Source organism: Thioclava dalianensis (genome assembly GCF_000715505.1).
GTDB lineage: Bacteria > Pseudomonadota > Alphaproteobacteria > Rhodobacterales > Rhodobacteraceae > Thioclava > Thioclava dalianensis.
This window is the reverse complement of record NZ_JHEH01000004.1, coordinates 124184-150272: the sequence shown is the minus strand read 5'-3', so window position 1 is coordinate 150272 and position 26089 is coordinate 124184. Positions and strand designations below refer to the sequence as shown.

Sequence of the window (26089 nt, the reverse complement as noted above, 5' to 3'; positions counted from 1 at the left end):
CGCGAGCATCATGATCAAGCTGACCGCCTCCCGCCCAAGCGTCGCACCCTCTGCTCTCCGAGCTGGACGGTCCGGTTCGATCATTTTGCCTCTCCCCCTGATCGGAGCCGCCTCATGACAGCGTTGCCAGCCGTTCCCCTCAAACCCGCAACTCGCCGCAAGCAATATCGCGCGCTTTTCCTGTCGGACTTTCATCTTGGCTCGCGCGGGTGCCGCCCCGGCCCGATCCTTGAATTTCTTCGCACCAGTGATGCCGAAACAATCTATCTCGTCGGCGATATTCTCGATCTCTGGCATGGCGGCACGGTTCAGTGGTGCGACGAACAGACCGAAATCCTGTGCGAATTGGAGCGGCGCGCCAAAGCGGGCACCCGCGTGGTCTATCTGCCGGGCAATCATGACGCCGCGATGCGCGCACCCGGCATGAGCTATCTCAACTTCGATCTCGCCGAGCAGGCCGTCCATATTGGCGCCGATGGTCAGCGCTATCTGGTGATCCATGGCGATCAATGCGATCTGCGGATCCTGCGCTGGCATGCGATGACGCGCTTTGGCAGCCGGATGGATGCGCTGTTCAGAGGCATCGATGCGTGGCTCCGCCGCCACTCTTCGCGCGGCGACGCCGAGCATAGCGCGATCGAGCAGGCCATCGACTGGGTGAACCAGCTGATCTCGCGCGGCGATGGCTATGAGCGCAGACTCGTGCGGCTTGCCCGCGATGCAAAGGCCGACGGCATCATCTGCGGCCATTCCCACAAGGCCGCATTGCGCGATCTGGACGGGCTGACCTATGCCAATTGTGGCGATTGGGTTGACAGCTTGACCGCCCTGACTGAGGATTACTCGGGTTCACTGCAGCTGTTGGAATGGCGTGTCGAACGCCGCGTACGTCCTGCGGCACAGCCCGAAGAACCGGTCTTGGCGAAGGTACGGGCATGAGTTTGGTATATGGTTTTGTTGGTACGATCCTCGGGATCACAGTGATCGCGCATTTCCTGACGACCGCGCTGAGCGCCGCGCGCTATCTGCGCCCCGTCCGGCCCGCGCCCCGCATGCTTCCCCCCATCGCGCTTTTGCGCCCCGTTTGTGGCGTAGATCCCTTTGACACGCAGACGCTGGAATCCTCGTTTCACCTCGATTATCCCGATTACGAGGTAATTTTCTGCGCCCCCTCCGAGAACGACCCGGCCTGTGCGCTGGTGCGAGAGCTGATCGCGCGCAATCCGCAGGTGCGCGCGCGCCTGCTCACCGGGCTTGATCCGGTTTCGGCCAATCCCAAGCTGAACAACCTGCACAAGGCTCTCGCGGCGACCGACGCCGACTGGCTTGCAATGGTCGACAGCAATCTCGATCTGCCGCGCGACTACTTTCAGCAGCTTCTGGCGGAATGGCGGCCCGGCACCGGGCTCGTCTCGGCCCCTGCCATCGGCGCGCAACCGGCCAATCTGTGGGGCGCGGTCGAAGCCGCGTTTCTCAACACCAATCAGGCCCGCTGGCAGCTCAGCGCCGACGTGCTCGGGGTAGGGTTTGCGCAGGGCAAATCGCTGTTCTGGCGCCGCGACATTCTTGAGGCCGGTGGCGGCTTTCCAGCGCTCGGGCGCAACATGGCAGAGGACGTCGCCTCCACCAAACTTGTCCGCGATCAGGGGCTCAAAGTGCGCATCACGCAAAGGCTCTTTGCTCAGCCGATTGGCCAACGCTCTGCCCGCGCGGTCTGGGACCGGCAATTGCGCTGGTCCAAGGTGCGCCGCGACGGGTTCGCCGCGATCTTCGCCATCGAGATCGCGCAAGGCCCGCTTGTCCCGTTCCTCGCGACCCTCGCGCTCAGCGCCGCAGGCCTGCTGCCCGCGCTCGCGCTGCCGGTGCTGGCAATCTTGTGGTACGCAGCGGAATGGGCACTGGCCCGGATCGCCGGTTGGCCCGCAGGCCCGCGCGATCTGGTAGCCTTTCTCTTGCGCGACGCCATGCTGCCGCTGATCTGGTGCGCGACTTGGAGAAACCGCGAATTTTCGTGGCGCGGCAACCAGATGTCGCATAGCGAGGTCCGGGCGGGCAGCGCCAAACAATGATCGGCCTTGAGACGCTCACGGCCTTGATGGCCAAGAACGGACTGATCGTCGTGGCCCCGATTGCGGTGCTCGAAGGTCCGATCGTGACCGTCATCGCCGCGTGGCTCGCCAGTCAGAACATGTTCAACGTCTGGGCCGTCGCCGTTGTCGTGATCCTCGCCGATGTCGTAGGCGATCTCGGGCTCTACGCGCTCGGACGCTGGGGGCTGCATCGCCTGCCATCGCGCTGGCGTACCAAGCTTGGCCTCAGCCGGGCGCGGCTTTTGCGCAACGGCAAGCATTTCCGCGACAAGGGCGTGCGCACGCTGCTTTTTGGCAAATGGACCCATTCGGCAGGCGCCCCCGTGCTTGTCGCCGCAGGCGTGGCGAAGATGAATTTCATGGTCTTCGCGCTCACCAACCTGATCGCCTCCATCCCGAAATCCCTGCTCTTCGTGTGGCTTGGCTATGAGCTGGGATCATATTACGGGCGTATCGACGGTTGGCTCAGCCGCGCCTCGCTGATCCTTCTGGTTCTGATCGTGATCGGGGGAGCAATCTGGTATTATCGGCGCAAGCGGCGGCATGCATGACTGCCTTCAGCTGCATCATTCCCGCCTATAACGAGGGACCGCGGATCGCCGCCGTTCTCGAATGCGTGCTGCGTCAGGAGGAGCTCTCCGAGGTGATCGTGGTCGATGACGGCTCGCGCGATGATACCGCCGCCATCGCTGAAAGCTACCGTTCAGCCCATCCCCAGTTGCGCGTTCTGCGCCAGTCTGTGAATGCCGGAAAGACCGCCGCCGTTGCGCGCGGGATCGCCGAGGCGCAGGGCGCACATCTGGTCTTTCTCGACAGCGATCTGCTGGGGCTGACGCCCGAGGCTCTGGGCGCGCTGCTGGCCCCCGTGGCTGCCGGGCGCGCGGATGTGAGCCTCAGCCTGCGCCGCAATGCACCCCGGCTGTGGCACGCAATCGGGCTGGATTACATCTCGGGCGAGCGTGTTTTGCCCCGTGCAATGCTGGCCGACCGGCTCGAAGAGCTGCATCGCCTGCCCCAATTCGGCCTTGAGGTCTTCATGAACCGGATCTGGATCGCCGAGCAGGCCCGGATCGCGGTCGTGCCTTGGCCCGAAGTCGACAGCCCGATGAAGCATGACAAGCTGGGCACATGGCGCGCGGGTCTGCGCGCCGATGCGCGGATGATGGGCGATATTTTCCGCACCATCGGCCCGGTGCAGGCGCTGCGCCAAATCCGCCACATGCGCGGGTTGCGTGTGCGACATGATGTCGGCGCTCTGCCGGGAACGAAAGCCGCGCCCACCCGTTGAGTTAAAGTTATAACGGGAGGTCTCATGACCCAACATCATCGCGTCATCATCATCGGTTCGGGCTCGGCGGGCCTTTCAGCCCTTCACGAGGTCCGCCGCGAGACGGATGATTTCCTACTAATCAATCACGCGGATTGGGGCACGACCTGTGCGGCGCGTGGCTGCATGCCCTCCAAAGCGTTGATCGAGGCGGCCAACGCCTTTGCGCGCCGCCGGGATTTCGCGCAGTTCGGCATAAACGGAGCACAAGATCTGGACGTCGATATCCCAACCGTTCTGCAACGCGTGCGCAGGCTGCGCGACGATTTCACCTCCTCCCCGCGCGCTGTGCCCGAAGAACTCGGCCCCCGCGCGATTTCGGGTTGGGCGCGTCTGACGGGACCGGATCGGGTCGAGATCGAAGGCCATGGCACGCATAGCGCCGATGCGATCATCTTGGCGACCGGCTCCACCCCTGTGGTCCCAGACCCGTGGCGCGCCTTTGGCAACCGCATCCTGACCACCGACACCCTGTTCGAGCTGCCCGACCTGCCCCGCCGCATCGCGGTGATCGGTATGGGAGCGATCGGCGTGGAGCTTGCCCAAGCGATGGCGCGGCTCGGGATCGAGGTCGCAGGCTTCGACCAGCGCGACCAGATGGGGGGGCTGAGTGATCCAGAAGTGGCCGCAGCACTTCATGCCGGGATTGCGAAAGACATGCGCCTCTATCTGGGCGGGCAAGCGCAGATCGAAGAGGCTGGGGCCCATCTGCGCGTCAGCTCAGAGCAAGGCGCGTTTGAAGCCGATGCCGTGCTGGCAGCGCTCGGGCGCAAACCCAATATCGACGGGCTTGGTCTTGAGACGCTGGGTGTTCCGCTCGACGACAAAGGCCTGCCGGAGGTCGACACCAACACGCTGCGCATCGGTGAGACCTCGGTCTTTCTGGTGGGCGATGCGAATGGCGCGCGCAGCCTGCTGCATGAAGCCTCGGATGAGGGCTATATCGCCGCGCGCAATGCTCTCTCGACATCCCCGCATGGAATGAAACGCCGGGTACCGCTTGCGATCACCTTTTGCAGCCCCAATGCCGCGCGGATCGGCAAGGGCTTCAGCGCGCTTGAGGGGCAGGACTACCTTATCGGCGCGCGCGATTTCAGCGATCAGGGCCGCGCGCGGATGGCAGAAACCGCACAGGGGCTCATCCGGATATATGCCGCGCCCGAGACCGGACGTCTGCTCGGCGCAGAGCTCGCCGCCCCCGAGGGCGAGCATCTGGCGCATCTGCTTGCGCTGGCTATGCATCAGGAAATGGACGTGCGCGCGATGCTGCGCATGCCGTTCTATCACCCGGTGCTGGAAGAGGGGCTACGCTCGGCGCTGCGCGAAATTGCCCGCCAGCTTCCCGGCCCCCGGCAATCCGATCTGGCCGATTGCCCCAAGACCGGGCATCCCGCTTTGGACTGAGCCGCAGCAAAAAGCCCGCCGCGCAAAATTGCGGGCGGGCTGAAAGTAAATGATCGGGCAAGGCCACGCGACGCGGCGCGCCCTCACATCGAGAAAGAAACGCCGCAGCCGCAGGAGCTGCTGGCATTGGGATTGTCGATCACGAAGCGCGCGCCAATCAGTTCTTCGGTGAAATCGATCGTCGCGTTTTCCAGAAACGGCAGCGACACCGGGTCGATCAAGACTTTCTGTCCGGCACCTTCCAACACGATATCGTCTTCGGCCACATCAGCCTCAAGCTTGATATCATATTGAAATCCCGAACATCCTCCGCCCTCGACCGCGACACGCAGAGCCTGGGGCGCTGCAGTTTGACCGTTGATTTCGGCCAGTCGGGCGAAGGCACGTTCGGTCACTTTGGGGGGCAGTTGCATCGGATAACCTCCGCTTGGCCCAAAGGGCCTGTAATTCCGTATCTTTCCAGATATAGGAGGAGAAAGGTCACGCGACAAGACGAGGATCGGTTTGCTCAAACCCTATGCCTGCCAACCAGAAGACACACGCGGCCGTCTGCATGACGAACGCATGTCCACCTTTCGCTCGCCCTTTCAGCGCGACCGCGACCGGATCATCCATTCCTCGGCCTTCCGCAGGCTCAAGCACAAGACGCAGGTCTTTGTGGAGCATGAGGGCGATTACTACCGCACCCGGCTGACCCATACGATCGAGGTGGCGCAGGTTGCGCGCACCATCGCGGGCGTGCTCGGTCTCAACACCGATCTGGCCGAGGCTGTGGCGCTGGCCCATGATCTCGGCCACCCGCCCTTCGGTCATACCGGCGAGGATGCGTTGGCCGGGCTGATGGCGCCGTTCGGCGGGTTCGATCACAACGCGCAGGCGCTGCGGATCGTGACCAAGCTGGAAAAACATTACGCCGATTTCGACGGGCTGAACCTGACATGGGAAACTCTCGAAGGCATCGCCAAGCATAACGGCCCGGCGATCTCGGATCACGGCGGGTCGCATTCCTTCCCGACACGGGCGGAGCTGCCCTATGCGCTGGCCGAAGTGGATGCCCAATGGGATCTGGAGCTGGAAACCAATGCCTCTGCCGAGGCACAAGTGGCCGCCGTCGCCGATGATGTCGCCTATAACCATCACGACCTGCATGACGGCCTACGCGCGGGGCTGTTTGACGAGGATGACCTGTGCGAGCTCCCGGTGCTGGGCGAGTGTTTCGCGGCCGTGGACGAGCTTTATCCCGGTCTGGATCGGTCTCGCCGCCAGCATGAGGCGCTGCGGCGTGTCTTCGGCGTCATGGTCGAGGACGTGATCGCAGTGGCGCAGAACCGGCTGACCTCGCTGGGGCCGGAAACCGCCGATGACATCCGCCAAATGGACGGGCCGATCATTCGCTTTTCCAAGCCGCTCTATCAAAACCTCAAGGCGATCAAGGGCTTCTTGTTTCAGCACATGTACCGTGCCCCCAGCGTCGTCGTCGAGCGCAAGCGGGTGACCGCGATGGTCAACGCGCTGTTCCCGCTGTTTATGGATCAGCCCGAATTGCTGCCTGCGGAATGGCAGGACGAGGTCGCACAGGCTCGCGTCATCGGCGGCGACCGCACCCGGCCCGAGGCCCGCGAGGCACTCGCTCGTGTCGTTCTGGACTACGTCGCGGGCATGACCGACCGTTTCGCCATCCAGGAATATGAGCGGCTGATCGGACGCGACGGCTAATATTTGGAACCGCTTGGCCTGCCTCCCCGTTGGAGAGGCAGGTTCAACACGAACATGAAGGAGCGACGCATATGATCCGCAAACACGCATCCGCCCATTGGGAAGGCCCGATCAAAGAGGGCAAAGGCACAATCTCGACCCAGAGCGGCGCGCTGGACGCCCAGCCCTATGGCTTCAACACGCGCTTCGAGGACAAGCCCGGCTCGAATCCGGAAGAGCTGATCGCGGCGGCCCATGCGGCCTGTTTCTCGATGGCGTTCTCGCTGGGTCTGGGCGAGGCAGGCATCACCGATGTCGAAATCGACACCAAAGCCGTTGTATCGATGGACAAGGAGGGCGACGGATTCGCAATCAAATCCTCGGCGCTTACCACCACCGTCAAAGGCAAAGGCGATGCGGATAAGATCCGCGAAGTGGCCGAGGGTGCGAAAGCCGGATGCCCGATTTCGAAAGTGCTCGATTGCGAGATTACGCTGGATCTCACGGTCAACTGATCGCGAAACACGACCACTTGAGACAGGGCGCCCCCGCATCGGGGCGCCTTTTTCAATGCGGGTTGCACTCCCTCTGCAGCCTGCCCTTCAAGGCCCGCGCATGGGCAAGCCCGCGCCGGGCTGCGATGATCACGCGCAATCGCCTTGTCCTTTCGCGGCCCGAAAGGATACACCCATCGGCGAAACGCCACGCGGAGGCCCGACATGAAAATTGCCACCTTCAACATCAACGGGATCAAGGCGCGCCACCCCGCCCTGATCGACTGGCTCAAGGAAGCAGAGCCGGATGTGGTGTTGCTTCAGGAGATCAAATCGGTCGATGAGGGCTTCCCGCGCGAGCTGTTCGAGGACATGGGCTATCAAGTCGAAACCCATGGCCAGAAAAGCTTCAACGGCGTGGCGATCCTCTCGAAGCTGCCGCTGGAAGATATCACGCGCGGCCTGCCCGGCGACGACACGGACGAACAGGCGCGCTGGATCGAGGCCACGGTGGTGGGCGAGCGCGCGGTGCGGCTCTGCGGCCTCTACCTGCCCAATGGCAACCCGGTGGAATTCGACGCCGAGGATGCGCCGATCCTCGAGGGCAAATACGGCTACAAGCTGGGCTGGATGGCGCGGATGCAGGCCCGCGCGGCAGAGTTGCTGGCGCTCGAAGAGCCCTTCGTGATGGCGGGCGATTACAACATCATCCCGCAAGACGAAGACGCCGCCAAACCCGAGGTTTGGGCGCGCGATGCGCTTGCGCTGCCGCAAAGCCGCGCCGCGTTCCGCGCGCTTTTGAACATGGGCTTCACCGAGGCGTTTCGGGCCCGCGATGCCGCCCCCGGCCAATATTCCTTCTGGGATTATCAGGCGGGCGCGTGGTCGCGCAATAATGGCATTCGGATCGACCACCTGCTGCTCTCGCCGCAGGCCGCGGACCTGATGCGCGAAGTGGGCATCGATAAGGATGTGCGCGGGCGCGACAAGCCCTCCGACCATGTGCCGGTCTGGGTCGATCTCGCCGCCTGAGAGCGCACACGCTGCCTTGCACATAGCCTCCTCGCGCCGCAGGATCGGCGCGAGGAGGACCATCATGTCAGAACAGATCAGCCGCCACCCGGTGCCACGCCTTGCCGAAATGCCCGACGATATCCGCACCCGGATCGAGGCAGTGCAGGAAAAGGCGGGCTTCGTGCCCAATATCTTTCTTGCGCTGGCCCATAGGCCCGACGAGTTTCGTGCCTTTTTCGCCTATCACGACGCGCTGATGGAGCGCCCGGGCGCGCTTAGCGTGGCCGATCGTGAAATGATCGTTGTAACGACTTCGGCGGCCAATGAATGCCAGTATTGCGTGATCGCCCATGGCGCGATTTTGCGAATCCGGGCCAAGGATCCTCTGATCGCCGATCAGGTGGCCGTCAATTACCGCAAGGCACCGCTGAGCCCGCGCCAGCGCGCGATGCTGGATTTCGCGATGAAGGTCTCGCGCCGTGCGGAAGAAATCGAGGCCGCCGATTACGAGACCCTGCGCGCCCACGGGTTCGCGGATGACGACATCTGGGATATCGGCGCCATCGCCTCGTTCTTCGCGCTCTCCAACCGGTTGGTGAATATGGCCGCGATCCCGCCCAACCCGGAGTTCTACACGCTGGGACGCGGCTAGGCATCGCCGCGTCAGCCGACGCAAAGGCAGCCGCGATGGCGGGCGAAAAGTGACCCGCCACGCGGAACCTGATGGGGTGGAACGTGGTTGAGGCTGAGAATGCGGCGCACCTGATTTTAGCGTCTGGTGCCGCTTGCAGCCTTCGAAGACATCTCCGAAAGGATCCCCATGCCTATCTCTCTCAAGGTAAACGGCGTCGAACGCACGCTGGAGTGCGACACGCGCGTGAGCCTGCTTGACGCGTTGCGCGATCATCTCGACCTGCCCGGCACCAAGAAGGGCTGCGATCACGGCCAATGCGGCGCCTGCACCATTCTGGTCAATGGCCGTCGCATCAATTCCTGCCTGACGCTTGCCGTCATGCATGAGGGCGACGAGATCACCACGATCGAAGGCTTGGGCGGCCCTGAGGACCTTTCTCCGATGCAGCGCGATTTCGTCAGCTGCGACGGCTATCAATGCGGCTATTGCACGCCGGGCCAGATCATGTCGGCGACCGGGATGCTCGCCGAGGCGCGCGACGGGATGCCCAGCCATGTCTCTGAAAGCCTGATCGGCAAAGCCAATCTGAGTGATGCCGAGATTGCCGAGCGGATGAGTGGCAACCTGTGCCGCTGCTCGGCCTATCCCTTCATCCGCGAGGCCATCGCGCGCAACACGGAGCAGTCGCAATGAGAGAGTTCGACTACGTGCGCGCCGACAGTCTCGATCACGCGGCAGCGCAAGCCGGGCCGCATGCCGCGCTGATTGCGGGCGGGACCAACCTCTTGGACCTGATGAAGCTGCAAGTGATGGTGCCTGAACGGGTGATCGACATCTCGCGGTTGGACGGTCTCGACACGATTGAGGCCGACGGCCCCGGCCTGCGGATCGGCGCGATGGTACGCAATGCCGATCTGGCCGCCGATCCTCGCATTCGCGCCGATTATCCGGTGCTCGCGCGCGCCCTTCTGGCGGGCGCGTCGGGTCAGATCCGCAACAAGGCCAGCACGGGTGGCAACCTGCTGCAACGCACCCGCTGCCCCTATTTCTACGACACCGCGATGGCGTGCAACAAACGCGCGCCGGGATCGGGATGTGCCGCCGAAGGCGGCGCGTCTCGGATGCTCGCGATCTTGGGCACCTCCAAGGACTGCCGCGCCGCACACCCGTCTGATATGGCCGTGGCGCTGCGCGCGCTTGAGGCCCGCGTGGCGATCCGCGCCCCGAATGGCACCGAGCGCATCCTCGAGATGGATCAGCTCTATCGCCTGCCCGGCGACCGTCCCGATCTTGAGACGGAACTAGACGAGGGCGACATCATCACCGCCGTGCTGCTGCCTGCCCCCGCGCTTGGGTCGTCGCAAAGCTATCGCAAGATCCGCGACCGCGCCTCTTACGCCTTCGCGCTGGTCTCGGTGGCCGCTGTCGTGACGATGCAGGATGACCGGATCGGCAAGGCGTCGCTGGCCTTTGGCGGGCTTGCGCCGCGCCCGTGGAAGGACGCGCAGGTCGATGCGATGCTGGCCGGACAGGCCCCGTCCGAGGCGCTCTTTTCCAAAGCCGCCGATACGTTGCTGGCCGAGGCCGTCAGCGATGCGGGCAATGAGTTCAAACGCCACCTCGCGCACCGCGCGATGATCGCCGTGCTACGTGAGGCCACGGGCCTCGCCCCCGCCAGCACCGGAACCGACCTTGTAGGAGAGCCGGCATGAGCGACAGCTTCACGATGAACGAGGCGCAGCCGCGCCTGCTCGACACCACAGATCAAGGACTGATCGGGGCCCCGCTCGACCGTCCCGAAGGGGCGTTGAAAGTCAGCGGTCAGGCGACCTATACCGCCGAGTATCACCCTGAGGGGATGTGCCATGGCGTGTTGGTGCGCGCGACGATTACGCGCGGCACGGTGACCGGCTTCGACGAGACCGCCGCCGCCGCCCTGCCCGGCTATCTGGGGCTCTTTCACGGCCCCGAATTCCTGCGCAACCCAGCCCAAGGGATGGCGGGCAAGGCCCCGACCCAGCCCGGCGATCGGGTGGCCTATCACGGCCAGCCGATTGCGCTTGTGGTGGCCGAGAGCTTTGAGACCGCGCGCGACGCCGCCGCACGTATCGTCGTGCACTATGACGAACAGCCCGGCGCGCCGGTCGATCCCGAAACCGCCCCCAGCGAGGAGCCCGATGATCGCACCGTTCAGGGCGATCTCGACGCGGCGATGCGCAAAGGCGCGGCCACGCTGGATCGCGCCTACACGACCCCGGGCCATGCGGCAGCCGCGATGGAGCCCCATGCGGCCCTTGCGGAATGGGAGGGCGATCACCTCACCCTGCACGGCGCGCTGCAGATGATCCGCTATAACAAGGCCGAGCTTGCCGATGCCATCGGGGTCAAGCCCGAACAGGTGCGCGTGCTTGCCCCCTATATCGGCGGCGGCTTTGGCTCCAAACTGGGGATCTCGGCCGAGCATATCTCGGCCGCACTGGCCGCACGCGCGCTCAAGCGCCCGGTGCGGGTGGTGATGGCCCGCCAGACCGTCTTCGACGCGATCCTGCGCCGCACTGAGACCGCGCAGCGCCTGCGTCTGGCGGCAGAAACCGATGGCAAGCTCACCGCGATCGGCCATGAGGACCGGATTTCCAACCTCGAAGGGGAAGGCTTTGCCGAACCCACGGCGGCGGCCACGCAGTTTCTCTACGCAGCCCCAAACCGGCTGGTCCGCAAGACGATCTCGCGCAATCACCGCACCCCCTCGGGCTCGGTGCGCGCACCGGGTGAGGCCGTGGGCATGTTCGCACTGGAATGCGGGATGGACGAGCTGGCCGAGACCCTGGGGATCTGCCCGGTAGAGCTGCGCCTACGCAACATCCCCGAAAAGCACCCTGAGACCGGCCAGACCTTCACCGCGCATGCGCTGGCCCAAGCGCTGCGCGAAGGGGCACAGGCATTCGGCTGGGACAAGCGCACAGAGCCCGGCACGCGGCGCGAGGGCGAATGGCTGATCGGGATGGGCGTGGCCTCTGCGGCGCGCACCAACATGCTGATCGCCTCATCTGCGCGGGTCACGCTGACCCGTGACGGCGCTTTGGTCGAGACCGACATGACCGATATCGGGACCGGATCTTACGCGATCCTAGGCCAGATCGCAGGTGAGATGCTGGGCCTGCCCATCGACAAGGTCTCGGTCCATCTTGCCGATAGCGACCTGCCCGGCGCGTCGGGCTCGGGCGGCTCTTTCGGGGCCTCCTCCGCGGGCTCCGCGGTCTTTCTCGCCGCACGCAAGATCCGCGACGAGTTGGCCAAGCGACTGGGCTGTGCGCCTGAAGACGTCCGCGTGGACCGTGGTCAGGTCACCGGCGACAACAAGAAGGCTGCTCTGGCCGACCTATTGGTCGAGCCGATCGCGATGGAGGCCAGCATTGAGTCCGGAGAGACCGCGAAGACGCATTTCTCTTCCGGCTTCGGCGCGCATTTTGCCGAAGTGGCGGTCAGCGAGATCACCGGCGAGGTGCGCGTGCGCCGGATACTTGGGGTCTTTGGCGTGGGTCGCGTGCTCAATGAGAAGACCGCGCGCTCTCAGGCCGTGGGCGGCATGATCTGGGGCGTGGGTTCGGCTTTGCACGAAGAACTCTCGCATGATCCGCGCACAGGCCATATAGTGGGTCGGGATCTCGCCAATTACCACGTCCCCTCCCATGCCGATATTCCGGCCAAGATGGAGGTGCGTTTCTTGGAGGAGCGCGACGATCATGCCAACCCTATCCAGTCCAAGGGAATTGGCGAGCTGGGCATCTCGGGTGCCGGGGCTGCGGTGATCAACGCGATCCACAATGCCACCGGTCTTCGGGTCTATGACTTCCCGGCCACGCCGGATAAAATCGTACAAGGGTTCATGGAACATGGCCGATAAACTCGATCTGACGGATCTGCCCGTGTCCCCATCGCAAGGTGGGGTGGCGATCACTCTGGACGCCTTCGAGGTGCCGCTGCCCCAGCCGGGGCAGCTTGCGGCCATTGCGATGATCACCCATCGCGAAGGCGCAAGCTACCGTCCGTTAGGCGCGGCGATGACGCTCGATATCGCGGGTAATCTGCGCGGCCAGCTTTCGGGCGGCTGCATCGATGCCGATATCGAGATCCACCTGCGCAATGCCGTGAAAAGCACACAGGCCCGGACCTTGCGCTATGGCACGGGTTCGCCCTTCCACGATCTCGTCCTGCCCTGCGGCGGCGCGCTTGAGGTCACGGTCTACCCCGCCCCCGAGCATAAGGTGCAAGATGCACTCTGCACGGCGATCCGCACCCGCAAGACGGTCACGCTGCACGCCACTCCCGCGGATTTGCGTGTTGAGGCGAGCGCAGAGAACCTGCTGGCGCTCACCTTGCAGCCCGACCCGCGCTTTGCGGTCTTCGGCGCAGGCCCCGAGGCCGAAGCCTTTGCCCGCCTCGCCGCCGCATCGGGCTATAAGGTCCGGCTTGCCAGCCCCGAACCTGCCGCGTTCGTGGCGGTCGATACGGTTGCGCTCTCGTCCTCTGATCCGCTGGCGGGCATGGATATCGATGCCCGCACCGCCATCGTGACCTTCTTTCACGATCATGACCGCGAGATCCCGATCCTGCGCGACGCGATCCGCAGCAAGGCCTTCTTCATCGGCGCGCAAGGCAGCCAGCGTACCGCGCGCAACCGTCAGGTCCAGCTGGAAGCCTTGGGCTGCGCGCCGCGCGACATCGCCCGGATCCGCGGCCCGGTCGGCCTGATCGAGCGGGCTCGCAATCCGCGCGTGCTTGCCGTGTCGGTGCTGGCCGAAGCGCTCTCCGCCGCCTGATCCCGCGCGCGCTTGCCTCCCGCATGGGGGGCAAGCGGTTGAGCCTACAGCAAGGCCCGGATAGGTTTGCGCAAAAGGACGCCAGAGGACATCTCATGACCGACTATCTCGACACGCCCGAAGCTCGCCGCATCGCCTATAATTACACACCGGGCAAAGGTCCGGGCGTGGTGTTTCTGGGCGGCTTCCGCTCGGATATGGAGGGCACCAAGGCGCTCGCCCTCGAAGCTTGGGCGCGCGCGCAGGGCCGGGCGTTTCTGCGGTTTGACTATTCGGGCCATGGTGTATCTGGCGGGCAGTTCGACGAGGGTGCCATCGGCGATTGGTTCGAGGATGCGCGCGACGCGATCCGAGCGCTGACCGAAGGGCCGCAGATCTTGGTCGGCTCCTCCATGGGCGGCTGGATTTCGCTTCTGCTGGCGCGCGAGCATCCCGAGCACGTAGCCGGCCTTGTCACCATCGCCGCTGCCCCCGACTTCACCGAGGACGGCTACTGGGCCGGCTTCGACAAAGAGACGCGCCATCAGCTTGAGGCCGAAGGATCGGTCCAGATCCCCTCGGATTACGGCGATCCCTATGTGATCACGCGACGCCTGATCAATGAGGGGCGCACCCGGCTTGTACTGCGTTCCGATCTCACCCTCCCTTTCCCCACGCGGTTCTTGCAAGGCACCGCTGATGAGGCCGTCTCGGTGGAGACAGCAGTACGGCTGATCGGGCACGCGCAGGGTGATGATATGCGGCTCACGCTTGTGAAGGGCGCAGATCACCGCTTCTCGGAGCCGGACTGCCTTGCGCTGATCGAAACCGCGCTCGAAGAGGTGCTGGGCGCGCTCGGCTGACGCCATCACACCGTTTCAATTTGCCTCACGGACAGGCTTGCGGCACACTCAATCTCGCAAGAGCGCGAGAAAGCGCCGCGAAACGAGGTTCGAGCGATGCAAGACGATCCCCTGATCTTCCTGCCCGGGTTCATGTGTGATGCCCGCCTGTTCTGGCATCAGGTGCAGGAACTCTCGACCGACCGCTCTGTCTTCGTGGCACGTCTGCGCGGGGCGACGATCGAAGAGATGGCGCAGCAGGTTCTGGCGCAGGCCCCACCGCGCTTTGCGATGGTCGGGCATTGGCTGGGCGGGATCGTGGCGATGGAGATCCTGCGCAAAGCCCCCGAGCGGGTCAGCCAGATCGCCCTGATCGACATCTCGCCGCTGCCCGAGACGCCGCAGATGGCGGGGCTGCGCGAGCCCCGGATCGTGCGGGCACGGACGGGACGGCTGGACGAGGTGATGCTGGAGGAGATCCCCGCCGAGACCCTCGCGCCCGGCCCGGCGCGCACGCAGATACAGGCGCAGGTTCTGGATATGGCTGCAGGTCTTGGGGCCGAGACCTTCGTTGAACAATCGCGCGCCCTGATGCGCCGCCCGGATTTTCAGCGCACCTTGCGCGCGACTCACACGCGCGCGCTGCTGATATGTGGCGAATATGACCAGATCTGCCCCCCGCGTCGGCACGAGTTTCTGGCCGAGCTGATGCCACATGCCGATTATCGGCTGGTCCTTGGCGCGGGCCATCTGAGCCCGCTTGAGCAGCCCGAAAAGGTCACGCAAAATCTGCGCGACTGGCTCGATGCGCCGCTTTTGCTGACCTGAACCAGCCGTTTCGCCGAATTTGCAAAGGATCGCCCGGCCCAAGCTCCGCGCGACCGGGCGGGTGTGTCAGCTTGCTTCGGGCTGCTTGACGGCTTTCTTGCGGATCGGCGTCACGGTCGCGGGCTTACGCTTGTCGCTGGTGACGGGCTCTGCGTTATCATCGATGAAATCGAGCACCAGCGGACGGATATTGTTGCGCCAGCTCGAGCCCGCGAAAATCCCGTAATGCCCGGCGCCGGGCTCCAGATGCTGGGTCTTCATCGATGCGGGCACGCCCGAGCAGAGATCCAGCGCCGCCACACATTGACCGGGCGCAGAGATATCGTCCTTCTCGCCCTCGACAGTGTTGATGGCCACGGTGGTGATCTTGCCGATATCGACAGCCTTGCCGTTGATCGTGAACCTGTTCTGAGCAATCTCCAGCCCTTTGAAGATTCTCTCAACGGTCGAGAGATAGAACTCCGCCGTCATATCCATCACCGCGAGATACTCATCATAGAAGCGGTAATGCCGGTCATTCTCCGAGCCCTGATCGGTCGATTCGTGCCAGATCTTGTCCTGAAACGCCTTGGTATGCTGCTCCATATTCATCGAAATGAAGGAGGCAAGCTGCATCAGGCCCGGATAGACCATCCGGCCCGCACCTTTGTATTTGAAGCCGACCCGCTGGATCACCATCTGCTCCAACTGACCCATCGTGACCCGGCGGCCGAAATCGGTCACATCCGTCGCCTTCGCATCAGGATCGATCGGCCCGCCGATCAGCGTGAGCGTGCGCGGTTGCGCCTCGGGTTGCTCTTCGGCGAGATAGGCCGTGGCGGCAAGCGCTAGGGGCGCGGGCTGACAGACCGCGATTACGTTGGTGTCAGGCCCCATATGTTTCATGAAATCGACGAGATAGAGGGTGTAATCCTCAATATCGAACTTGCCTTCGCTGACCGGAATGTCGCGTGCATTGTGCCAATCGGTCACCCAGACATCGGCGTCGGGCAGCAGCGAGGCCACGGTCGAGCGCAGCAGCGTTGCGTAATGGCCCGACATCGGCGCCACCAGCAAGACACGGCGCTGCATCGGCGCGCGGCCCTGTACGTTGAAATGCAGCAAGGAGCCGAAAGGCCGTTTCACGACCGTCTCAATCTCGACCAGATGATCGCGCCCGTCTTCGCTGGCAATCGAGGTGATTCCCCAGTCGGGCTTGATCACCATGCGAGAGAAGGAACGCTCCGTCACGCGGCCCCAAGCCGACATGATCTTGAACATCGGATGCGGTGCGAGGCCCCAGACCGGATATGAGGCCATAGCCCGGGCCGATGCTCCCATCCATTCATTGGTGTTCCTGACGGTCTCCATCAGGTCGTAGCTCATCATGGTCTTCATGGCGACTCCTTGCGTGGGGCAGTTCAGCAACCAAGGCCGATTGTGACCAAACGCTTCTTTACCCCAAGACTGCGGCAAGATTATGCTGAGATCGAGGATAGGGAGGAAATTGGCCTATGACAACTAACGACGAGATCAAAAATGCTGCATCGCAGAAGATGCAGGAAAATCTCGCGCGGATCGAGGCCCTCACCGAGCGCATGGTCGAGGCGCTTGCACGCAAGCGCGCTCCCAATCCCGCGCTCGAAGGTCCCGGCAGCGATCTGATCGTGAATTCCAGCGCCGCGCTGATGAAGGAATGGGTCGAGAAACCCTCGAAGATCTTCGAGACTCAGGTCTCTTACTGGTCGCAGGCCATGCAGCACTATGTCGAGGCGACAGAAGCCTTGACCCATGGCGGCTTTCGCCCCCCCGAAGACCCCGGCCCTGCCGATCCGCGCTTCAAAAATCCGCTTTGGGACAGCCACCCCTATTTCAACTTCATCAAGCAACAATATCTGATTGCCTCCGAAAGCGTGCAGAAATCGGTCGACGAGCTGGAAGATCTAGATGAGGTGGATCGCAAGCGCCTTGCCTATTTTTCACGCCAGATCGTCGATCTGATGGCGCCCACGAATTTCCTCGCGACCAACCCCGATGCGCTGGAAAAAGCGGTGGCGACCGAGGGCGAGAGCCTCGTGAAAGGGCTCGAGAACCTCGTGCGCGACCTCGAAGCGAATCGCGGCGACCTGTTGGTCACCCTGTCTGACACCGAAGCCTTCAAGCTGGGCGAGAATATTGGCACGGCGGAAGGTTCGGTCGTCTACCGCAACAAGATGTTCGAGCTGATCCAATACGCGCCCACCACCGAGACCGTGCACAAGATCCCGTTGATCATCTTCCCGCCTTGGATCAATCGCTTCTATATCATGGATCTCAAGCCGCAGAACTCGCTGATCCGCTGGATCGTCGATCAGGGATTCACGCTTTTTGTCGTGAGCTGGAAAAATCCCGATCCGAGCTATGCCGAAGTCGGACTCGAGGATTACGTGCAAGACGGCTATCTCGAAGCGATCAAGCAGGTCAAAGACATCACCGGTGAAAAGAAAATTAACGCGGTGGGCTATTGCATCGCGGGCACCACGCTTACCCTCGCACTGGGACTGCTCGAAAAGCGCAAGGACAAGTCGATCAATTCGGCCACCTTCTTCACGACGCTGACCGATTTCTCCGATCAGGGCGAATTCACCGTCTTTCTGCAGGACGATTTCGTGGACGGGATCGAGCGCCAATGCAAGGCGGACGGCATCCTGTCGTCCTATTTCATGTCGCGCACCTTCTCCTTCCTGCGCTCGCGCGATCTGATCTATCAGCCCGCAATCCGCAGCTACATGATGGGCGAGGCCCCGCCCGCCTTCGATCTGCTCTACTGGAACGGCGATTCGACCAACCTGCCCGGCAAGATGGCGATCGATTACCTGCGCGGGCTGTGCCAACAGGACCGGCTTGCGGGCAAGGGCTTTGAGATCTTGGGCGAGACGGTCAGCGTGCGCGATGTGAAAGTCCCGCTGATGGCCATCGCCTGCGAGACCGACCACATCGCACCGTGGCGCGCCTCCTTCGCCGGGATCGCCCAGATGGGGGCGAAGGACAAACAGTTCATCTTGTCGGAATCGGGCCATATCGCGGGCATCGTGAACCCGCCTTCCAAGAAGAAATACGGCCATTACAGATCGCAGGCCCCGGTCTCGAATGCCGATGAGTGGAAAGACGAGGCCGAATTCAGCGCCGGATCCTGGTGGCCGCATTGGGGCGAATGGCTGGCCGGACGGTCGGGCAAGATGGTGCCCGCACGCGTGCCCGGCTCTGGCAGCCACACGGTTATCGAACCGGCCCCGGGTTCCTATGTAAGAGAGGTGGTCAAGCTCTGAGCACTCGCGTCATGCGTGCAAATCTCTGCGTTGCAGCGAATACCCCCTTGAAATGCCGCACCGCAGCATGTATATAGATGACGTAACGAAACGGGCCCCGCCAATGTTCCAACTCAACGGGCCCCAACCGATGGAGCAAGACCCATGGCTAAGACCCAAGACTACAGCAAAATCATGCAAGATATGATGTCGTCCTTCCCGATCGACAGCTCGAAATTCCAAGACGCTTTCAAATCGCAAGCGGCTCTGGGCGAGAAGATGTCGAAAGTCGCGCTGACCGCAGCCGAGCAGTCGACCGAGCTCTCGACCAAGTGGACCAAAGAGACCCTCTCGAAAGTCTCGACGCTGACCACGACGAAAGAAGAGCCCGCTGACTACGCCAAAGCGATGAGCGACTTCGCCTCGGCTTCGGCTGAAATGGCTGCTGAAAACATCGCCGCTTTCGCTGAAATCGCGAAAAAAGTCCAAATGGACACGGTCGAGCTGATGATGGCTGCTGGCAAAGACATGTCGGATGAAGCGACCGCCACGATGTCCAAAGCGACCAACGAGATGGGCGCTGCGGCCAAAAAAGCGACCGCTGCTGCGAAGTAATTCCTCCCGTCACCCCGGCGACGTCCTCCCTGCCGGGTGACGGATATCTGGGCGGGCCTTCGGGCCCGCCCTTTTTGCATATATTTTCTATGGTTGCTTTTGTGCGGTCTGCGTCTAACAATCGCTGCACTGCAAAAAAGACTTTGGGGAGGATATCATGGCAGAAGACGCCAAGCCGCTTTTGATCAAGCGCTATGCCAGCCGCCGCCTGTATAACACCGAGACAAGCGACTACGTGACACTCGAGGATATCGCGAAATTCATTCGCGAAGGGCGCGAAGTTCAGATCATCGATCTGAAATCCGGCGACGATCTGACCCGGCAATATTTGCTGCAGATCGTAGCGGAACATGAAAGCCGGGGCGAAAGCGTGCTGCCGGTCGATGTTCTGACTGATCTGGTGCGCTCCTATACCGGGGCCGCGCAATCGGTGGTGCCGCAATTTCTCGCCGCCTCCTTCGAGATGTTGCGCGAAGGGCATTCGCATTTGCTCGACAACATGAACAAGATCCCCACCCCGATGTCGTCGATGCCCGGCTTCGAGGCCTTGCAAGCGCAGCAACAGGCCTTCTTGCAAAACATGATGAAGGGCTGGGCCCCGATGGGCTCAAGCGGCCCTGCCCCGGAAGAGAGCGGCGACGGGCGCGACGAGCTGGACGCGATCAAGAAGCAACTCGCCGAATTGCAGACCAAGCTCAACAAGATGTAACGTCTCGCGCCAAAAAGGGGCGCTGCCCCCTCTTCGGCCGCGCCGAGTTCACCCCCGGGATATTTAGGGGCAAGAGGAAGAGATCGCCGCTTCCTCTTGATCAAAATATCCCGGGGGAGTGCTCATCAAAGGACGGGGGCAGAGCCCCTCTCTTCTCCGGTCATTGTCAGTCACTGGCAACGCATGCCGCAGCGCGCCCCATTGACAGCCGCCCTCCCACATCGCAAAACGCCTCCACATATTTCCCGCAACCGGGCGTTCCGTGGGCGCCAAATCGACGAGGAGGACGACCATGTCCCAGATCTCCCTCACCTTTCCCGATGGCAATGCGCGCAGCTATGAGGCTGGCGTGAGCGCAGCCGAGGTCGCAGCCTCCATTGCCCCCTCGCTTGCAAAAAAGGCCATTTCGGCCACGCTCGACGGCGCGCATTGGGATCTGCAATGGCCGATCACGCAAGATGCGAAGATCGCAATCAACACGCTGCAAGATGACGCCCCCGCGCTGGAGCTGATCCGCCACGACCTCGCGCATATCATGGCGCGCGCCGTGCAGGAGATCTGGCCCGACGTGAAGGTCACCATCGGTCCGGTGCGCGATCACGGCTGGTTTTACGATTTCGACCGCGCAGAGCCCTTCACCCCCGAAGATCTGGGCGCTATCGAGGCGAAAATGCGCGAGATCATCAATGCCCGCGATCCGGTGAAAACCGAAGTCTGGGCGCGCGAGGATGCGGTCAAATATTACGAGGCCAATAACGAGCCCTATAAGATCGAGCTGATCAACCGCATCCCCGCGGGCGAGGATCTGCGGATGTATTGGCATGGCGATTGGCAGGATCTCTGCCGGGGCCCGCATTTGCAGCATACCGGTCAGGTTCCGGCGGATGCGTTCAAGCTGACCCATGTCGCGGGCGCCTATTGGCTGGGCGATTCCACACGCCCGATGCTGCAGCGGATCTATGGCGTGGCCTTCAAGTCGAAGAGGGATCTCAACGCTCATATGACCATGCTTGAGGAGGCCGCCAAGCGCGACCACCGCAAGCTGGGCCGCGAGATGGATCTCTTCCACATGCAAGAAGAGGCTCCGGGTCAGGTCTTCTGGCATCCCAACGGCTGGACGATCTATACCGAGCTGCAGGACTATATGCGCCGCAAGCAGCGCGCGGACGGCTATGTCGAGGTGAACACCCCGCAAGTCGTGAACCGCAAGCTCTGGGAGGCCTCGGGCCACTGGGAGAACTATCAAGAGCATATGTTCATCGTCGAAGTGGACGAGGATCATGCCCGCGAAAAGACCGTCAACGCGCTCAAGCCGATGAACTGCCCGTGTCACGTGCAGATCTTCAACCAAGGTGTGAAAAGCTATCGCGACCTGCCCCTGCGCATGGCCGAGTTCGGCTCGTGCTCGCGCTATGAGCCCTCGGGCGCTTTGCACGGCATCATGCGGGTGCGCGGCTTCACGCAAGACGATGCGCATATCTTCTGCACCGAGGACCAGATCGAATCCGAGACGAAGAAATTCATCGAATTCCTCGCGGGGATCTATACCGATCTGGGCTTCCACGACTGGCGCGTGAAACTCTCGACCCGGCCCGAAAAGCGCATCGGCTCTGAAGAGAGCTGGGACCGGACCGAAGCGGCGCTTGGCAATGCTTGCCGCGCGGCGGGCTATGATTTCACCATCAACGAGGGCGAAGGCGCCTTCTATGGTCCGAAGCTGGAATTCGTCCTCACCGACGCCATCGGTCGCGACTGGCAATGTGGCACGCTGCAGGTCGACCCGAACCTGCCCGAGCGACTGGATGCGGATTATGTCGGCTCGGATGGCAACCGCCACCGCCCCATCATGCTGCACCGCGCCGTGGTTGGCAGCTTTGAGCGCTTCATCGGCATGTTGATCGAAAACTTCGCGGGCAAACTGCCGCTTTGGATCGCACCGCGTCAGGTCGTAGTGGCCTCCATCGTCTCAGAGGCCGATGACTATGTGCGCGAAGTGGTGGCCAAGCTGACCGCAGCCGGGATCCGGGCCGAAGCCGATATCCGCAACGAGAAGATCAACTACAAGGTCCGCGAGCATAGCCTCGGCAAGGTGCCCTATATCTTCGCGATCGGCGCGCGTGAGGTCGAGGAGCGCACGGTCTCGGTGCGGCGTCTCGGCGAGAACCGCACCACGAGTGTGGGAATTGACGAAATTATCGCTGAGTTGCGCACCGAATCGACGCCCCCCGACTTGCGCGGATAATTGCCGCGACATCTCGGGCTTCGGAATTTTTCATAGATCTGTGAGGGGGTTAGCCTCCTCACGGAATGTCATTGCATTTTTGCAAATCTCCGCCAGACTTGATTACGCGTGTATCGCTGACTTTCTACCCCGTGCTCTCACAAGGCAGCCGGACGACCCGAAAGACACTGGCTGCACGGCCCCGGCGCAATCTCGCGTCGGGTAGTTACGAAGGAGAAGACGGGAATGGCCACTGGCACCGTGAAATGGTTCAATTCCACCAAAGGCTACGGATTTATCGCGCCCGATGATGGCGGCAAAGATATTTTCGTGCATATTTCGGCGGTCGAGCGTGCAGGGCTGCGCGGTCTCGATGACAATCAAAAGATCGAATACGAGCTTCAGTCGGGCCGTGATGGCCGCGAGTCGGCCTCAGATCTCAAGCTGCTCTGATCTCAATGATCAGCTAACAGCGACGGCCTGCGCAGATGATGCGCAGGCCGTTTGCATTGGCGCAAAGCCTCGGCCGGATCGCCGCTCAAAGCGCGCGACCGCTCACAGCCACTGCGCCTGCACATCCTTGCCCCAGCCCAGTGTCAGCTGCGCGCCCTCGCGGATCACAGGGCGCTTCATCAAAGCCGGGTGCTCTTGAAGCAGCTCGGCCACCGGCATTGCGCGCGTCTCATCTGTCAGCTTGCGCCAAGTCGTGGAGGCGCGGTTGACGATCTTCTCGCCAAACGCCGCCTCGAATTCCGAGACCTCTGCCGCACTCAGCGGCTCGGCCCGCACGTCGCGAAACGTGACCTCGCGCCCCGCCTCTTCGAGGGCGCGGCGCGCCTTGCGCACCGTGTCGCAGGTCGAAATCCCATAGACGATCATCGCTTACTCCTCCGTCAAACCGCCCGCATCAAGGCGCAAAACCCGATCCATCTTGGCAGCCAGCGCCAGATTATGCGTCGCGATCAGCGCCGAAAGGCCCGTCTCGCGCACCAGCTCCATCAACACGTCGAACACCGTATCCGAAGTCGTCGGATCAAGATTGCCGGTGGGCTCATCGGCCAAAAGCAGGCTCGGCCCATTGGCCAGTGCGCGGCAGAAAGCGACGCGCTGCTGCTCGCCCCCCGACAGAGCCGAGGGTCTGTGTGCGGCGCGCGAGGTCAACCCGACACGCCCCAAAAGATCCGCCGCACGCGCCTCAGCCGCCTTGCGCGCCACGCCATTGGCAAGCTGCGGCAGCACGATATTCTCGGTAGCGGAGAACTCCGGGAGCAGGTGGTGAAACTGATAGACAAAGCCCAGCTTCTCGCGCCGCGCCGCCGTGCGCACCCCATCGCGCGCACCGCTCAGATCCGTGCCCTCAAGCTCGACCGTGCCGCTATCGGGCGTATCAAGCAGCCCCGCGATATGCAAAAGCGTCGATTTGCCCGCCCCCGAGGGTGCGACCAGCGCCGTCACCTGCCCCTTGGGAATGCGCAGCGAGAGGTTCTGCAGCACGACGATCTCGTTGGGCTTGCCGCGATTGTAGCGCTTTTCCAGCGCGCTCAGGACCAAGACATCACTCATAACGCAGCGCCTCCACCGGGTTCATGCGGGCCGCCCGGCGCGCCGGAAAGATCGTTACGACAAAGGACAAAGTCAGCGACAACCCAACGGCCTTTAGCACATCCCAGGGCTGCAATTTCGCGGGCAGATGATAGATGCCCCGGATCGAAGGGTCCCACGCATCGCCGCCATTGATCCAGTTCACGAACTCCATCACATGGTCGATATTGACCGCAAACAGCACCCCGATGGCCAGCCCCGCCGCCGTTCCGATCACGCCGATGAAGGCGCCGCAGAGGAAGAAGACCCGCAGGATCGAGCCCTGCCCCAACCCCATCGTGCGCAAGATGCCGATATCGCGGCCCTTGTTCTTGACCAGCATGATCAGCCCCGAGGTGATGTTCATCGAGGCAATCAGCACGAGGATCGACAGGATGATGAACATCACATTGTCCTCAATGCCAAGCGCGCGCAGGAAACTGCCCGAGGCATCTTTCCACGTCCACAACAGCGTGCCCTTACCGCTGGCATTGCTCAGCGCGGTCTCCCATTGCTCGACATGTTCGGGATCGGCGACATCGACATCGATCTCATCCGCGCCGCCCTCGCGGTTGAAAAAGCTCTGTGCCTCCTTGAAGGGCATGTAGAGCCGGGTCTGATCGATATCGTAACGCCCCGCCGAGAAGATATATTCGACCGTATAGGCGTTCACCCGCGGGCTTGTGCCAAAGGGCGTCTTGGCCCCGTTGGGCGATAGCAGCTTGACCTTATCGCCGACGGTCACGCCGAGATCGCGCGCCATGCCGATACCGATCGCGATCCCCTTGTCGAAATTGTCGATATTGCCCTGCGCCTCGCTCGAATGCGCGATCCGGGGGATGTTCTTGAGATCCGATAGCGCAAGACCATAGACATCCGCCACATTGGCACGATCGGCAAAGCTCACCATCGCCTGTCCACGCACCGCAGGGGCCGCACTCACCACGCCCGGCACCGCCTTGATCCGCTTCGTGCGTTCCTCGTAATCGCGGATCTGGCGCGTAAACACGCCCGAGCCCGGAACCACCTCGCTGGGCGCGGTATAGACAGTGATCTGCGGGTTTGAGCCCACGATGGTCGAGACGAACTCGGCCCGGAAGCCCGCGCGCACGGCCAAGGTCGCAATCAGCGCAGCCACACCGAGCGTGATGCCGATCAGGCTGATCCATGTCATGACCGAGACGCCCCCCTCGGCGCGCCGCGCCCGCAGGTAACGCCAGGCAATCATGAACTCGAAACGGGAAAACGGGGCGGTGCGTGCGGCCATGGGCTCCATCCGGCAAAATTCGCCGCAAGCTGGCCTGCGCGCGGGCAAAGGTCAAGGGCGCGCCCACCCTAGCCGGCTCACGCCTGCGCCAGTTTCCGCCTTCGAATTCGCCCAAATATCCCGGGGTGAATGGCCCGTAAGGGCCAGAGGGGCAGAGCCCCTACCCTCCCAGCGCCATTACTCGCTTAGCAACCCCTCATAGCGCTGATCGGTCAGGCTGCGTAAAAATGCCTCAAGCGCCGCGATCCGCTGATCGTTCAGCGCGGGCCCACGTTCCAACTCCGCGCGCGACAGGGTGCCGGGCGTCTCGGGCGGGCCAAAGGGCTGCCCGGTCTCGGGATTGATCTGCCGCTCGGCGCGGTTGCTGTTAAAACTGTTATAGAACAGCAAAACCGTGCGCAGATCCGAGAACACCCCGTTATGCATGTAAGGCCCGGTGAGTGCGACATTTCGCAGGCTCGGAACCTTGAACTTCCCCGCGAGCGCCGGATCGGAGATCTCGGGATTGTCCAACAACCCGCGATCGGGCGCTTGCCCCGCGCGCAGCAGATCCGGGTTCGCGGGCACGCCAATATTATGATAGGCGTAATTGGTGAAAGTCTCGTTGGCCGCCCCCGGCGTTTCGCGCAATTGGTGGCAGGCATTGCAGCTGGTGAATTGCTGCGAGAAGAACAAAAGCCGTCCCAGTTCCTCCTGATCGCTCAGTTCCGCCTCGCCGCGCAAAAACCGGTCATATTTCGAATCGAAGCTGGAAAATTGCGGTTCGGATTCAAAAGCGGCAATCGCCTTGGCGGTGAGCGCGGCCACAGCCTCCGGATCAGAGGGATCGGCACCGCCCAATACGGCAAGGCTCGCCCGGTAGCGCGGCTTCTCAAGCACCCGCTGGGCCACCTGCTCCGGGCCGCTCAAGGCCATCTCGACCGGATTCATCATCGGACCAATCGCTTGGGCTGCCAGATCCCGTGCGCGCCCGTCATGGAACTGGCCACCGATATAGGCACCCGTCTCATCGCGATGAAAGGGCGGGGCGAACTTCGCATATCCTAAAGCGGGCGCATTGCGCGCGCCCCGGCTTTCACCATCATCGCCGAGGCTGACGGCCCCGGGGCGTGGATCGGAAAAGCCGCGCGCGGGATCGTGGCAGGTCGCGCAAGATTGCGTGCGCGCCGCCGACAGATCCGCGTCGAAAAACAACGCAGCCCCCCAATCGGCAAGGCTGTCATAGGGGGCCGCGTCCTGCGCTCTGGCCGACCCAAAGCCCGCCAACCCGATAAGTGCCGCCAAAACGAACCGCATACCCGCC

26 protein-coding genes are annotated in these 26089 nt (G+C 62.9%); 20 read left to right on the top strand and 6 right to left on the bottom strand.

From position 1 onward, the window contains the following. Positions 1-114 precede the first annotated feature (114 nt). Genes DL1_RS04980 through DL1_RS04960 form a run of 5 tightly spaced genes read left to right on the top strand, consistent with a single transcriptional unit; the run spans position 115 to position 4821 of the window. Complete coding sequence (locus tag DL1_RS04980; RefSeq protein ID WP_038063325.1) at positions 115-939, top strand: UDP-2,3-diacylglucosamine diphosphatase; 825 nt, start codon at positions 115-117, stop codon at positions 937-939. Then, positions 936-2069 carry a ceramide glucosyltransferase gene (locus tag DL1_RS04975; protein WP_038063322.1) on the top strand — a complete coding sequence of 378 codons (1134 nt, stop codon included), beginning with the start codon at positions 936-938 and terminating at the stop codon, positions 2067-2069. The genes DL1_RS04980 and DL1_RS04975 overlap by 4 nt, the downstream gene beginning before the upstream one ends. Continuing rightward, positions 2066-2641 carry a DedA family protein gene (locus DL1_RS04970; RefSeq protein WP_038063319.1) on the top strand — a complete coding sequence of 192 codons (576 nt, stop codon included), beginning with the start codon at positions 2066-2068 and terminating at the stop codon, positions 2639-2641. Before DL1_RS04975 ends, DL1_RS04970 begins: the two co-directional genes overlap by 4 nt. Then, the gene (locus DL1_RS04965) at positions 2638-3378 is read left to right on the top strand and encodes a glycosyltransferase family 2 protein (protein WP_051693327.1); all 741 of its coding nucleotides are present in this window, start codon (positions 2638-2640) and stop codon (positions 3376-3378) included. Before DL1_RS04970 ends, DL1_RS04965 begins: the two co-directional genes overlap by 4 nt. Before the next feature lie 24 nt (positions 3379-3402). Beyond that, positions 3403-4821 (top strand): dihydrolipoyl dehydrogenase, encoded by a 1419-nt coding sequence (locus DL1_RS04960; protein WP_038063316.1) that lies wholly within the window; start codon positions 3403-3405, stop codon positions 4819-4821. An 83-nt stretch (positions 4822-4904) separates the two neighbouring features. Here the strand turns inward: DL1_RS04960 and DL1_RS04955 are convergent, their stop codons facing one another. Next, positions 4905-5234 (bottom strand): HesB/IscA family protein, encoded by a 330-nt coding sequence (locus DL1_RS04955; RefSeq protein WP_038063313.1) that lies wholly within the window; start codon positions 5232-5234, stop codon positions 4905-4907. A 91-nt stretch (positions 5235-5325) separates the two neighbouring features. Here DL1_RS04955 and DL1_RS04950 point away from each other — a divergent pair, with 91 nt between their 5' ends. The 10 genes from DL1_RS04950 (at position 5326) to DL1_RS04905 (ending at position 15127) form a co-directional block, all read left to right on the top strand. After that, complete coding sequence (locus DL1_RS04950; RefSeq protein WP_038063311.1) at positions 5326-6537, top strand: deoxyguanosinetriphosphate triphosphohydrolase; 1212 nt, start codon at positions 5326-5328, stop codon at positions 6535-6537. 71 nt (positions 6538-6608) lie between these two features. Continuing rightward, on the top strand, positions 6609-7031 hold the full coding sequence (locus tag DL1_RS04945; protein WP_038063309.1) for an OsmC family protein: 423 nt from the start codon (positions 6609-6611) through the stop codon (positions 7029-7031). Between the two features lie 204 nt (positions 7032-7235). Further along, the gene (xth, locus tag DL1_RS04940) at positions 7236-8042 is read left to right on the top strand and encodes an exodeoxyribonuclease III (protein WP_038063307.1); all 807 of its coding nucleotides are present in this window, start codon (positions 7236-7238) and stop codon (positions 8040-8042) included. 64 nt (positions 8043-8106) lie between these two features. Continuing rightward, a complete protein-coding gene (locus DL1_RS04935) occupies positions 8107-8676 on the top strand; it encodes a peroxidase-related enzyme (RefSeq protein ID WP_038063304.1) in 570 nt (189 codons plus the stop codon). 168 nt (positions 8677-8844) lie between these two features. Beyond that, positions 8845-9351 carry a 2Fe-2S iron-sulfur cluster-binding protein gene (locus DL1_RS04930; protein ID WP_074854903.1) on the top strand — a complete coding sequence of 169 codons (507 nt, stop codon included), beginning with the start codon at positions 8845-8847 and terminating at the stop codon, positions 9349-9351. Then, positions 9348-10370: an FAD binding domain-containing protein gene (locus DL1_RS04925; RefSeq protein WP_038063301.1), complete on the top strand. Its 1023-nt coding sequence runs from the start codon at positions 9348-9350 to the stop codon at positions 10368-10370. The genes DL1_RS04930 and DL1_RS04925 overlap by 4 nt, the downstream gene beginning before the upstream one ends. Further along, a complete protein-coding gene (locus DL1_RS04920) occupies positions 10367-12562 on the top strand; it encodes a xanthine dehydrogenase family protein molybdopterin-binding subunit (protein ID WP_038063297.1) in 2196 nt (731 codons plus the stop codon). Before DL1_RS04925 ends, DL1_RS04920 begins: the two co-directional genes overlap by 4 nt. Beyond that, complete coding sequence (locus tag DL1_RS04915) at positions 12552-13478, top strand: XdhC family protein (RefSeq protein ID WP_051693326.1); 927 nt, start codon at positions 12552-12554, stop codon at positions 13476-13478. The genes DL1_RS04920 and DL1_RS04915 overlap by 11 nt, the downstream gene beginning before the upstream one ends. A 95-nt stretch (positions 13479-13573) precedes the next feature. After that, positions 13574-14320, top strand: a complete 747-nt coding sequence (locus tag DL1_RS04910; RefSeq protein ID WP_038063294.1) for an alpha/beta hydrolase — start codon at positions 13574-13576, stop codon at positions 14318-14320. Positions 14321-14416: 96 nt separating this feature from the next. Then, a complete protein-coding gene (locus DL1_RS04905) occupies positions 14417-15127 on the top strand; it encodes an alpha/beta fold hydrolase (protein WP_038063292.1) in 711 nt (236 codons plus the stop codon). A 66-nt stretch (positions 15128-15193) separates the two neighbouring features. On the opposite strand, the gene phaZ is transcribed toward DL1_RS04905, so the two are convergent. Beyond that, the gene (gene phaZ / locus DL1_RS04900) at positions 15194-16504 is read right to left on the bottom strand and encodes a polyhydroxyalkanoate depolymerase (protein WP_051693325.1); all 1311 of its coding nucleotides are present in this window, start codon (positions 16502-16504) and stop codon (positions 15194-15196) included. Positions 16505-16620: 116 nt separating this feature from the next. Between phaZ and phaC the strand changes: the two genes are divergently transcribed. The 5 genes from phaC to DL1_RS04875 all read left to right on the top strand — a co-directional run bounded on the left by phaC (position 16621) and on the right by DL1_RS04875 (position 22391). Next, positions 16621-18414 carry a class I poly(R)-hydroxyalkanoic acid synthase gene (gene phaC / locus DL1_RS04895; RefSeq protein ID WP_038063288.1) on the top strand — a complete coding sequence of 598 codons (1794 nt, stop codon included), beginning with the start codon at positions 16621-16623 and terminating at the stop codon, positions 18412-18414. Between the two features lie 144 nt (positions 18415-18558). Continuing rightward, positions 18559-19008, top strand: a complete 450-nt coding sequence (locus DL1_RS04890; RefSeq protein ID WP_038063285.1) for a hypothetical protein — start codon at positions 18559-18561, stop codon at positions 19006-19008. A 157-nt stretch (positions 19009-19165) separates the two neighbouring features. Next, positions 19166-19717, top strand: coding sequence for a polyhydroxyalkanoate synthesis repressor PhaR (gene phaR, locus DL1_RS04885; RefSeq protein ID WP_038063282.1), 552 nt, complete (start codon positions 19166-19168; stop codon positions 19715-19717). Positions 19718-20009: 292 nt separating this feature from the next. Beyond that, complete coding sequence (gene thrS, locus DL1_RS04880) at positions 20010-21959, top strand: threonine--tRNA ligase (RefSeq protein WP_038063278.1); 1950 nt, start codon at positions 20010-20012, stop codon at positions 21957-21959. Between the two features lie 225 nt (positions 21960-22184). Beyond that, positions 22185-22391: a cold-shock protein gene (locus DL1_RS04875; protein WP_038063275.1), complete on the top strand. Its 207-nt coding sequence runs from the start codon at positions 22185-22187 to the stop codon at positions 22389-22391. 102 nt (positions 22392-22493) lie between these two features. Here the strand turns inward: DL1_RS04875 and DL1_RS04870 are convergent, their stop codons facing one another. From DL1_RS04870 to DL1_RS04855, 4 genes are all read right to left on the bottom strand, one after another. Then, positions 22494-22817 (bottom strand): arsenate reductase family protein, encoded by a 324-nt coding sequence (locus DL1_RS04870; protein WP_038063272.1) that lies wholly within the window; start codon positions 22815-22817, stop codon positions 22494-22496. Positions 22818-22820: 3 nt separating this feature from the next. After that, a complete protein-coding gene (locus DL1_RS04865) occupies positions 22821-23501 on the bottom strand; it encodes an ABC transporter ATP-binding protein (protein WP_038063270.1) in 681 nt (226 codons plus the stop codon). Next, positions 23494-24786 carry a lipoprotein-releasing ABC transporter permease subunit gene (locus DL1_RS04860; protein ID WP_038063266.1) on the bottom strand — a complete coding sequence of 431 codons (1293 nt, stop codon included), beginning with the start codon at positions 24784-24786 and terminating at the stop codon, positions 23494-23496. Before DL1_RS04860 ends, DL1_RS04865 begins: the two co-directional genes overlap by 8 nt. Positions 24787-24963: 177 nt before the next feature. Next, positions 24964-26082, bottom strand: coding sequence for a cytochrome-c peroxidase (locus DL1_RS04855; RefSeq protein ID WP_081856253.1), 1119 nt, complete (start codon positions 26080-26082; stop codon positions 24964-24966). Positions 26083-26089 lie beyond the last annotated feature (7 nt).